The 11,167-nt window shown below is 69.3% G+C and carries 9 protein-coding genes; 1 reads left to right on the forward strand and 8 read right to left on the reverse strand.

Annotated features, from left to right (window positions below):
* Window positions 1-135: 135 nt before the first annotated feature.
* On the forward strand, window positions 136-2,454 hold the full coding sequence (locus tag ACSVC7_RS07015) for a DUF4347 domain-containing protein (RefSeq protein WP_448203938.1): 2,319 nt from the start codon (window positions 136-138) through the stop codon (window positions 2,452-2,454).
* Window positions 2,455-2,623: 169 nt separating this feature from the next.
* On the opposite strand, the gene ACSVC7_RS07020 is transcribed toward ACSVC7_RS07015, so the two are convergent.
* From ACSVC7_RS07020 to ACSVC7_RS07055, 8 genes are all read right to left on the reverse strand, one after another.
* Entirely contained in the window at window positions 2,624-3,109 is a 486-nt protein-coding gene (locus tag ACSVC7_RS07020; RefSeq protein ID WP_448203939.1) for an acyl-CoA thioesterase, read from the reverse strand.
* A 153-nt stretch (window positions 3,110-3,262) separates the two neighbouring features.
* Complete coding sequence (locus tag ACSVC7_RS07025) at window positions 3,263-3,550, reverse strand: hypothetical protein (protein WP_448203940.1); 288 nt, start codon at window positions 3,548-3,550, stop codon at window positions 3,263-3,265.
* 215 nt (window positions 3,551-3,765) lie between these two features.
* Window positions 3,766-5,022, reverse strand: coding sequence for an acetate/propionate family kinase (locus tag ACSVC7_RS07030; protein ID WP_448203941.1), 1,257 nt, complete (start codon window positions 5,020-5,022; stop codon window positions 3,766-3,768).
* 10 nt (window positions 5,023-5,032) lie between these two features.
* Window positions 5,033-6,475: a bifunctional enoyl-CoA hydratase/phosphate acetyltransferase gene (locus ACSVC7_RS07035; protein WP_448203942.1), complete on the reverse strand. Its 1,443-nt coding sequence runs from the start codon at window positions 6,473-6,475 to the stop codon at window positions 5,033-5,035.
* A gap of 271 nt (window positions 6,476-6,746) precedes the next feature.
* Window positions 6,747-7,571 (reverse strand): formate/nitrite transporter family protein, encoded by an 825-nt coding sequence (locus ACSVC7_RS07040; protein ID WP_448203943.1) that lies wholly within the window; start codon window positions 7,569-7,571, stop codon window positions 6,747-6,749.
* 109 nt (window positions 7,572-7,680) lie between these two features.
* Entirely contained in the window at window positions 7,681-8,463 is a 783-nt protein-coding gene (pflA, locus tag ACSVC7_RS07045; RefSeq protein ID WP_448203944.1) for a pyruvate formate-lyase-activating protein, read from the reverse strand.
* Window positions 8,464-8,532: 69 nt separating this feature from the next.
* Entirely contained in the window at window positions 8,533-10,056 is a 1,524-nt protein-coding gene (gene pyk, locus ACSVC7_RS07050; RefSeq protein WP_448203945.1) for a pyruvate kinase, read from the reverse strand.
* 36 nt (window positions 10,057-10,092) lie between these two features.
* A complete protein-coding gene (locus tag ACSVC7_RS07055) occupies window positions 10,093-11,166 on the reverse strand; it encodes an aldose epimerase family protein (RefSeq protein WP_448203946.1) in 1,074 nt (357 codons plus the stop codon).
* Between the last annotated feature and the right edge of the window lies 1 nt (window position 11,167).

The raw sequence follows: 11,167 nt of genomic DNA on the forward strand, positions 1-11,167 counted from the left end.
GTATTTCTTCTTAGGGAATTGCGGAAACAGGCCTTGGAAACTCATGTGTTGGTTCGTCGCGAGGTTCGCCACGTACGCGAACGATGCGACAGGGCGCCCCCTGCGACCAACAACACATTCCAAGGAGTGTTACCCTTGATCGAATTCATCATCGCGGACGCCGGGCTTGCGGATCTCGACACCCTGCTCGGCCACCAGCGCTCCGGCATTCATACCGTGCGCGTTTCCCCCACCGATGATGCCCACGCCATTCTGGCCTCGGTGCTTGCCCAGCGACCGGCCGCCGTGCATCTGGTCGCCCATGGCGAGCCGGGGCGGGTCTGGCTGGGCGCCCGGCCGCTGGACGCGATGTCGCTCCTCGACCGCGCCTGGCCGGACGCGCAGGGCACCGAGATCCACATCCACGCCTGCCGCGCCGGTGCGGGCGAGGCCGGGCAACGCTTCATGAGCCGGCTGGCCGCCGCCACCGGCGCACGGGTCGCCGCGGCGACGCGCCCGCTGGGCCATGCCGACCAGGGCGGCGTGTGGGATCTGGACGTCGCGACCGGTCCGATCCGCGCCGCGTCCCCCTTCGCCGGGCAGGAAGCCTGGCCGCACCTGCTGGCCGTCACCGGCACCGCGACCGCCGGCAACGACACGCTGATCGGCGACAACACCCCCAACCTGATCAACGGCCTGGGCGGCAACGACTCCCTGGTCGGCGGGATGGACGAGGACACGCTGATCGGCGGCGCCGGCAACGACACGCTGATCGGCAACGAGGGCAACGACACGCTGAACGGCGGCCCGGGCGCCGACCTGCTGAACGGCGGCAACAACTTCGACGTCGCCACCTACGAGGACGCCACGGCGGGCATCGTGCTCGATCTCGGCAACCCGGCCAACAACGCCGGCGAGGCCGCGGGCGACACCTTCGTCAGCATCGAGCGATGGATCGGCACCAACTACGACGACCGCTTGGTCGCCGGCAACAGCCCCGTCTGGTTCTGGGGCCATGCCGGCAACGACGTCGAGATCGGCAGCGTCGGCGACGACACGCTGGAGAGCGGCGACGGCAACGACACCATCCACGCCGGCGCCGGCAACGACCAGCTCTTCGGCCGCGCCGACCGCGACGTGCTGTACGGCGAGGACGGCAACGACCTGATCGTCGGCGGCGGCGGCGAGGACTCCATCGAAGGCGGGGCCGGCAACGACACCATCTTCGGTGACTGGGACGCCGACACGATGCACGGCGGCGACGGCGACGACATCTTCTACAATGGCGACCACGGCACCTACGCCGAGGCCGACGTCATCACCGGCGACGCCGGCAACGACACCCTGGTGATCGGCAACTCGCTGGACGCGGGCACGGTGTCCTTCGACGGCGGGGCCGGCAACGACACGCTGCGCATCACCTCCGACAACATCGCCGGTCCGGAAGGCCAGAGCTACACCGCGACGCCGCAAATCAACATCTCCGGCATGACCCTGGCCAATGTGGAGACGCTGGATCTGGTCGGCAGCGCCCGCCACACGGTGACGATGACCGCCGCCCAGGCGAACGGCTTCACCAACGGCATCACCGGGGCCGCCGTCGGCGACGTCTTCACGATCGTCGGCACGGCCATGGGCGGCGGCGTGACCGCCGGCAACGGCGCGGCGCTCGGCGCCGGGCAGGTCCAGGCGGAGACGGTGAACGGCGTCACCCTGCTGCACATCGGCACCGACGCCAACCCCGGCGGCGACGTCACGCTGCGCTTTGCCGGCAGCTTCTCCGCCGACCAGTTCCAGGTCAGCGGCAGCAACGTCTCGCTGGTGAGCGGGCAGCCGACCTCCAACCCGCCGGCGGACCAGCCCACCACCAATCCGCCGACGGATCAGCCGACCACCAACCCGCCGACCACGACCCCGCCGGCGGACAACCGTCCTTCGGTCGCCATGCAGCGCATCGTGGACGGGGTGCAGGAGGACGTGAAGGCCTACGCCTACGACGGGCCGGTCACGACCCTGCAGTGGACCTTCATGGGCGACGGCCGCAGCGAGGTGCTGGGCGGCTCCGACGGCAACGACTTCATGAACCTGCTGGGCGGCAACGACGCCGCCTTCGGCGGGGCGGGCGACGACGTGCTGGACGGCGGGTCCGGCTCCAACTGGCTGATCGGCGGCGCCGGGCAGGACACCTTCTTCGTGGACGGCCGCAACCCCGAAGTCACCTGGTCGACCGTCACCGACCTGGAGCAGGGCGAGTGGGCGACGATGTGGGGCTACAAGGCCGGCGTGTCGAAGCTGAGCTGGGAGGAGATGGGCGGCGCCGACGGCTACAAGGGGGCCACGGTCCATTGCGACATGGACGGCAACGGCACCATCGACGCCAGCATGACCTTCACCGGCAAGTCGGTCGGCGCCATGACCACCACCACCGGCACCATCGGCGACCAGAGCTACATCGCTTTCATCACGCTCAAGTGAGCGTGTGGGCCTTCATCACGCTCAAGTGAGCGTGCGGGCCTTCGTCACGCTCAAGTGAGCGTGCGGGCCTTCGTCACACCGAAGTAAGCGTTCGGGGCGCCTACCCCGCCCCGAACGCCTGCGAACCCCGGCCCGGATGCCTTGGACTCCGGGCCGGGGCCTTTTCTGCTCAGGCGTTGCAGGCGTCGCGGTAGGCCTCCAGCGTGGTCCGCAGGGCGTCCGGGATCGGAATGCCCGCGAAGCCGTCGAGTTGCGTCGTCACCACCGTGAGCTGGCCGGACAGCCGGACCACATCGTCCTTCTGCCCGATGATCCGCAGGCCCAGGGACCGCCGCCCGATGTGTTCGACGAGAACGCCGAGCGTCAGCATCTCCCCCATCCGGCTCGGCCGCAGGAAATCGCATTCGGCGTGGACGATGGGCAGGCCGATCCTCGATTCCAGGACCATGGCCGCGTAGTTCAGGCCAAGGCCGAAGGTGAACCAGTCTTCCACGACCCCGTTGAACATGTCGAAATAGACGGGGAAATACACGATCCCCGCAGGGTCGCAATGCGAGAAGCGGATCGGCCTCTCGACCCGGAAAGCCGCGGGCGGCAGGGGGGAGACTGTGCCCCCTGCATTGTCCGATCCCTCCATCCGGTCCTGCCGCGTCATGCGCTTTTCCCCCGAACCGGTTGGGGCGTGTTCCGGGCGCTGGGGGGATCGCCATGGATCATGATCGGTTCTCTCCGTTGATGCCGGATCCGTTATACGAACAAACGGTTCGAACCGGTCAATTGGCAAATCGTAGGAAAACCCCGCAACCGCTCACTTCAGGGTGGCTTTGGGCAGGTCCGGATGGCGGCCTTTCAGGACGCGCTGGTTGAGGGTGACGACCGCCGCCATGGCGATCGCCAGGCCGGCCATAAGCTCCAGAACGGCATGATCCGCGACGTTGCCGGTCAGGCCGGCGGCGATGAGGACGGCGAAGCTGACGACGCTGGCGAGAAGACAGCTGTTTCCGCGCCGTTCCGTTTCGGCCTTCGGCAACTCGTGCAGGCCCAGGACGAACAGCGCCAGTCCGGCCAGATACAGGACGGGATACAGGATTTCCATGGTGGTCTTCCTTTGTCGTCCGCTTCCGAACGCCTCCAGGAAGCGGAACCGCGCGGCGCCCTTGACCGCGCCGCCGCGTCGCGCCGCCCCCACGGAACCGGGTCGGGGGAACCGGGTCGGGGGCGGCGGGCCGCAACATCAAGACCCGGCATCATGGGGCCGAATGCCCGCCGGGCTGTGTGACTTCGCGGGGATCTCGCCGCGACGGAGGTTGCTTATTCGGCGGCGACCGGCAACAGGCTGTGGGCGGAGGTCGCGGGCGCCAGGATGTCCAGCGTGTGGCTGGCGATCATGCGCTCCTCGTCGGTGGGGATGACGAAGACCGGGATGCGGCTTTCGGCCGCCGAGATGCGCGTCGCCCGCGCCCGGTTCGCCGCGCCGTCCAGCGTCAGGCCAAGCCAGCCCAGCTTTTCGGTCACCCGCGCCCGCACCGGGGCGGAGTTCTCGCCCACCCCGGCCGTGAACACCACGGCGTCCAGACCGCCCATGGAGGCGGCAAGCGCCGCCACCTGCTTGGCGACCTGGAAGCAGAACAACTCCACCGCCTCGGCCGCCTGCGGGCTTTCGGAATCCAGCAGCGCCCGCATGTCGTTGGAGACGCCGGACACGCCCAGCAGGCCCGACTTGTGGTAGAGCAGCTTCTCGATCTCGTCCGCGCCCATCCCCTTTTCGCGCATCAAATAGATCAGCACGCCGGGGTCGATGGAGCCGGGGCGCGTGCCCATCGGCACGCCGTCCAGGGCGGTGAAGCCCATGGTGGTGTCCACGCTGCGCCCGGCGCGCATGGCGCACAGGCTCGACCCGCTGCCGAGGTGGCAGACGACCACCCGCGCGTCGGCCAGCTCCGGCGCGATCTGCGGCAGGCGCTGCGCGATGTATTCGTAGGACAGGCCGTGGAAGCCGTAGCGGCGCACCCCCTCCTCCGTCAGTTCGCGGGGGATGGCGAAGGTCTGCGCCTGCCAGGGGCGCGTCTGGTGGAAGGCGGTGTCGAAGCAGGCGACCTGCGGCAGCTCCGGATAGACCTCGGCCAGCGCGGTCATGGCGGCGACGTTGTGGGGCTGGTGCAGCGGCGCCAGCGGCACCAGCGCGGCCAGATCGGCCAGCACTTCCGGCGTGATGCGGACCGGCTTGGCGAAGCGGGTGCCGCCGTGCACGACGCGGTGCCCGGCCGCGACCAGCCGCGTGTCCTTCAGTTCGTGCCGCATCCAGGTGAGCAGGAAGCCCAGCAGGGCCGCGCGGTCGCCGGGGCCGACGTCGTCCACGGTCCCGCTGGCGAGCACATGGCGGGCGGCGTCCTTCGCCTCGAAGCGCGGTTCGGTGCCGATGCCGGAGATCTGGCCGCTGAGAACAGCCTCCAGGTCGGCCTTGCCGGCCCCGCAGAAGACCGAGAACTTCAGGCTGGAGGAGCCCGCGTTGATGACGAGGTAGGCGTCGCGCTGCCCCGCCTGTTGGCCCGTGTGTTTGATTGACATGGTTCGGTCCTCACTCGGCGGCGAGAGTGGTGGCGGCGCGGCGGCGCGAGGCGGCCACCAGGGCGGCGACGGCGCAGCTCGCCAGACGGGTGCGGACGTTGTCGGCGCGGCTGGTCAGGATGACCGGCACGCGGGCGCCCAGCACGATGCCGGCGGCGTCGGCGTTGGCGAGGAAGGACAGCTGCTTGGCCAGCATGTTGCCGGCCTCCAGGTCCGGGACCAGCAGGATGTCGGCCTGCCCCGACACGGGGGAGGCGATGCCCTTGATGCGCGCGGCCTCCGCGCTGATGGCGTTGTCAAAGGCCAGCGGGCCGTCGAGGATGCCGCCGGTGATCTGGCCGCGGTCGGCCATCTTGCAGAGTGCTGCCGCCTCCAGCGTCGTCGCGATCTTCGGGTTCAGCGTTTCCACCGCCGACAGGATCGCCACGCGCGGGGTCTCCACGCCCAGCACCTTCGCCAGATCGATGGCGTTCTGGACGATGTGGACCTTGTCTTCCAGCGTCGGGTAGATGTTGATCGCCGCGTCCGTGATCAGCAGGGCGCGCGGGTAGGTCGGCACGTTCATCACGAAGACGTGGCTGATGCGGCGCGACGTGCGCAACCCGGTTTCCTTGCGGACGACCTCGGCCATCAGCTCGTCGGTGTGCAGGCTGCCCTTCATCACCGCCTCGGCCTCGCCGTTGCGGGCGAGCGCCACGGCGGTGGCCGCCGCCGCATGGCTGTGCTCCACGTCCACGACGCGGAAACGGGCGATGTCCAGGCCATGGATGGCCGCCAGCGCGCGGATCTTCGCCGCCGGGCCGACCAGAATCGGTTCGATCAGGCCGGCCTCCGCCGCCTCGACCGCGCCGCGCAGGGAGCTTTCGTCGCAGGGATGCGCCACGGCGGTCGGTACGGGGTCCAGGCCGTCGCACTTGCGCAGCAGCGCATCGTGCTTGTCGTGCCGGATCATCTGGACCTGCGGCAGCTCGTGGGCGGCGCGGCGGACCTTGCGGGTCGGCGCGATCACCTCCGCCGTGCCGGTGACGACGGTCTCGCCGTTCTGGTTCGTGCACAGGCAGTCGAAGACGACGATGTTCCGGTCGTCCCGCTTCTCCGTGACGGTCACGGTGGCCGTGACCACGTCGCCCAGTCCGACCGGCAGCCGGAAGCGCAGGTCCTGGCCGGCGTAGATGGTGCCCGCACCCGGCAGCTTGGTGCCGAGCACGCCGGAGATCAGCGCGCCGGACCACATGCCCGGCCCGATGACCTTCTGGTAGCGGCTGTCGGCGGCGAACTTCGCGTCGAGATGGGCCGGGTTGATGTTGCCCGACACGGTGGCGAACAGCTCGACGTCCATGAGCGTCAGCTCGCGCGTCAGGCTGGCCGTCTGGCCGATCCGGATCTCGTCGAAGGTGACGTTCTCGGTCGGGGCCGCATGGCCGTCACCGACGAGTTCACCATTGGGAGTCATTGTTCGGTACTCCGGTGGAAATGACGTAGGCGTGCTGCCCGTTTCAGCCGATTCCTCCCGGTGCGCGCCTTATCCTGGGTCCTGTTGTCCGGGTTCCTGTCGGAAGGCGGACGGCGCGTCGCGCGGTCTCTCATGCAAGCGCCCGGTGCGGGACTGGCCGGGCGCGCGCTGTATGTGTACTGATATATTAGTTGTCTTGCCAGTGACCAACAGCGGCTCCGGCGGGTATGGACACTTTGTCGCAGCCCGCCGGCGCCCATGCGGTTCGGCGTCAGCGCCCGGCGAGGCGGCTCGGGCGGCGGTAGATGAACCAGTAGACGGCGCCGACGAGCACCGCGCCGCCGACCCAGTTGCCCAGCGTCACCGCGGCGAGGTTGACGAGGAAATGCCCCACGGGAATCGCCGGGGCGCTCCGCCCCAGGTCGTGCCAGAAGGCGTCCGGCGCGCCATACTCGATCAGCAGGCCGAGCGGCACGAAATACATGTTCGCCACGCAGTGCTCGAACCCCGCCGCGACGAAGGCGCTGACCGGGAAGACGATGGCGAGGATCTTGTCCGTCACGCTGCGCGCGCCGAGCGCCAGCCACACCGCCAGACAGACCAGCACGTTGCACAGGATGCCCAGGAAGAAGGCCTGACCGGTCGGCAGTCCGCTCTTCGCCGTGGCGAAATAGAGTGCGGAGGCGCCGACCGCGCCGTGGCCGAAGGTGTATTGCCCGGACAGGAAGACCAGCAGCGCCGTGCCGGCCGCACCGACGAAGTTGCCGATCCACACGGTCGTCCAGACGCGCAACATGGTGGTGGTCTTGATCCGGCCGCTGGCCCAGGCCATGACCATCAGCGCGTCGCCGGTGAACAGCTGCGCGCCGCCGACGATGACCAGGATCAGCCCCAGCGAGAAGACCAGCCCGCCCAGAAGCCGCGTGACGCCGTAGGACAGGATGCCCTCCGCCCCCGACATGGCGACGGTGGCGAACAGCCCGCCCAGCGCGATGAAGGCGCCGGCCAGGACGGCCAGCGCGAACAGCGTCGCGGTATCGTAATGGGCCTTCTTGACGCCCAGATTCTCGGCGGCCAGCGCAATGGCATCGGGCATCAGCGCATCAAGCGTGGGGGCGAGCGTGGGAGGCGGGGTTACGGAAGACTTCGGTTCGATCCCCGGCAAGTCATGCGTATCCATCGTTTCGATCCTTGTTCCCTTCTCCTCACGCCACATGCAGGCCGTGCGCGCGGAACAGGTCGCGCACGTGCCCGGTCAGTTCGGCGGAGGGAGGCTCCGTGTCGGCGAGCGTGTAGGGCAGGCCCAGCTCGCGCCATTTGAATTCGCCCATCTTGTGGAAGGGCAGAACGTCCACCCGCTCCACCACGCCGAGCCCGGCGGCGAATTCGGCCAGCCCGTCGATTTCCGTCAAGTCGTCGGTCAGGCCGGGCACCAGCACGTAGCGCAGCCAGATCGGCTTGCCCATCAGGCTCAGCCGCTCGGCGAACTCCAGCGTCGGGCGCAGCGGCACGCCGGTGACGGCGCGGTAGGTGAATTCTTTGAAAGCCTTGATGTCCAGCAGCACCAGATCGACATCGGCCAGCAGATGGTCGTCTGCGTGCGCCCCCAGAAAGCCCGACGTATCGAGTGCCGTGTGCAGACCCAATTCCTTGGCTCCGCGGAAGATGGCCGCGCAGAACTCCGGCTGGACCAGCGGCTCCCCGCCGGAGATGGTCAGGCCGCCATGCGCGCGGTGCAGGAAATCGGCGTAGGTGGCGATCTCCGCCAGCACGTCGGACGACTGCGACGGCGCGCCGTCGTGCATGTGGCGGGTGTCGGGGTTGTGGCAGTACTGGCAGCGCAGCGGGCAGCCGGCCAGGAACAGGACGTAGCGCAGGCCGGGGCCGTCCACGGTGCCGCCGGTCTCCACCGAATGGACCCAGCCGCGCACGGACGCGGCGGTCCCGGACTGGAACTCCGGATGGCTCTGGAACAACGGGCTGAGCATGACAGGCACCTCGCAAAAAAGGCGCCGATGCACGCGCTGCTGCGGCATCGGCGCGGTGCCGATCCTAGGTCAATCGTCACCCCCGGCCATGACCGGGGTCAATTGAACGGACGGGGCCTCTTGCACGTCCCGCGCGTGGGAGCCCGCCGGACGGCTGGGCCGCTCCACCCAGGCGATGCGCAGGATGTTGGTGGAACCGGGCATGCCGAAGGGAACGCCGGCCGTGATGACCAGCCGCTGCCCGTCCTCGGCCAAGCCGTGGGCGTAGGCGATGCGCGCCGCCTTGTGCACCATGTCGGAGAAGTTCTGAATGTCCTCCGTCAGCACGCTGTGCACGCCGTAGGCCAGCACCAGCCGGCGCGACGCCGCGACGGTGGCGGTCAGGCAGAGGATCGGCACCTCCGGCCGCTCGCGCGCGGCGCGCAGCGTGGTGGAGCCGCTGGTGGTGTAGGTGACAATGGCCGCCGCGTGGATGGTGTGGGCGACCTGCCGCGCCGCCGCGGTGATGGCGTCGGCCGCCGTCTCCTGCGGGTCGGCGTGCTGGGCGTCCATCATGGTGCGGTAGGTCGGATCCGTCTCCACGCGCCGGGCGATGCGGTCCATGATCGACACCGCCTCGATCGGGTAGGCGCCCGACGCCGTCTCCGCCGACAGCATCACCGCGTCGGTGCCGTCGAAGATGGCGGTCGCGACGTCCGAGGCTTCCGCACGGGTCGGGGCGGGGGCGGAGATCATGGATTCCAGCATCTGCGTGGCGACGATCACCGGCTTGCCGGCCAGCCGCGCCTCGCGCACGATGCGCTTCTGGATGCTGGGCACGTCCTCCGGCGGCATCTCCACGCCCAGGTCGCCGCGCGCCACCATGACGCCGTCCGACAGCTCCACGATGCGCGGCAGGTGCTGGATGGCCTGCGGCTTTTCCAGCTTGGACAGCAAGGCGGCGCGGCCGTCGATCAGCTTGCGCGCCTCCGCCACGTCCTCCGGCCGCTGCACGAAGGACAGGGCGACCCAGTCCACCCCCTGGTCGAGCGCGAAGACGAGGTCGGCGCGGTCCTTCGCGGTCAGCGGCGACAGCGGCAGCACCACGTCCGGCACGTTGACGCCCTTGCGGTCCGACAGGCGGGTGCCGGCGACCACGATGGTCTCCGCGAAGTTGGGACCGCAGGCGACCACGCGCAGCCGCACCTTGCCGTCATCCAGCAGCAGGTCGGTCTCCGGCGTCAGAGCGGCGAAGATCTCCGGATGCGGCATGCCGATACGGCGCGCGTCGCCCGGCTCCGCCGAGAGGTCCAGGCGGAAGCTCTGTCCGACCGTCAGCTCCACCGGGCCGTTGGCGAACTTGCCGAGGCGCAGCTTCGGGCCTTGCAGGTCGGCCATGATGGCGATGGGGCGTTCAAGCTCCCGCTCCAGCGCGCGAATGGCGCGCACGCGCTCCCCATGGTCCTGGTGGGAGCCGTGGCTGAAGTTCAGGCGGAAGACGTCCACGCCGGCCTCGAACAGGGACCGGATCATGGCGGGGGAGGAGGAGGACGGCCCCAGCGTGGCGACGATCTTCGTCTGCCGAAAGCGCCGGATCGGTTTTCCAGTGGTCATGTCGAAGCAAGCTCCGCGAGGGAAAGGGGAAGGGCGTCAGGCGACGCCGAAGGCGTAGACGATGCGGCCCGCGTACCATTGGCCGGGCGTCAGCACGGTGGACGGGAAGCCGGGCAGGTTGACCGCGTTCGGAAAGTGCGAGGGTTCCAGGCAGAAGGCGCTGTGGCGGCCGTACAGGGTGTTGCCCTTGCCCAGGTCGCGCGGCGCCTTGCCCTCCAGAAAATTGCCGGTGTAGAGCTGCACGCCCGGTTCGGTGGAGCGGACCTCCAGGGTGCGGCCGCTGCCGGGGTGCAGGACGCGGGCGTGCAGGCCCAGCGCGCCCGCCGGCTTGTCCACCGCGTAATGCAGGTCGTAGCCCTTGCCGAGCGCCAGCATCGGGTCGTCGGCGCCGATGCGCGCGCCGAAGGCGGTGGGCGTGCGGAAGTCGTGCGGCGTGCCGGTCACGTCCACCATCGCGCCGGTCGGCACGGCCGTCTCGTCCAGCGACAGATAGCGGCCGCCGTTGATCGTCGCGACATGGTCGAGGATCGAGGCGCCGGCGTCGCCGGACAGGTTGAAAAAGGTGTGGTCGGTGAAGTTGGCGACCGTCGTCTTGTCGGCCGCCACAGCGGTCCAGGCGATGGTCAGCGCGTTGTCCTCACCCACCGAATAGACGAGGCGGACGGGCAGGGTGCCGGGAAAGCCTTCCTCCCCATCCTGGAAGACGTAGGTCAGCTCCAGGCTGGACTCGTCGAGCTGACGCGCGTCGAAGACGCGGAAGCGCGAACCGCGCTGGCCGCCGTGCAGCGTGTTCGGCGGGGCGTTGACGCTGGTGTGGTGCTCCACCCCGTCCAGCGTGAAGCGTCCGCCGGCGATGCGCCCGCAATAGCGCCCGATGAAGGAGCCCATGGAGGGCTGGCCGTTCATCACCTGATCGATGGTCTCATAGCCCTGCACCACATCGCCGAGTGCGCCGTCGCGGTCGGGGACCAGCAGCTGCTCGATCTTCGAGCCGTAGTTGGTGACGCGCACCACCATGCCGTTGCGGTTTCGCAGGGTGAACAGGTCCACCGGCCGGCCATCGACGGCCGTGCGGAAATTCTCACGCCGGAGTTCGACATAATGCGTCATG

The sequence above is a fragment of the Azospirillum mesophilum genome, assembly GCF_053470405.2.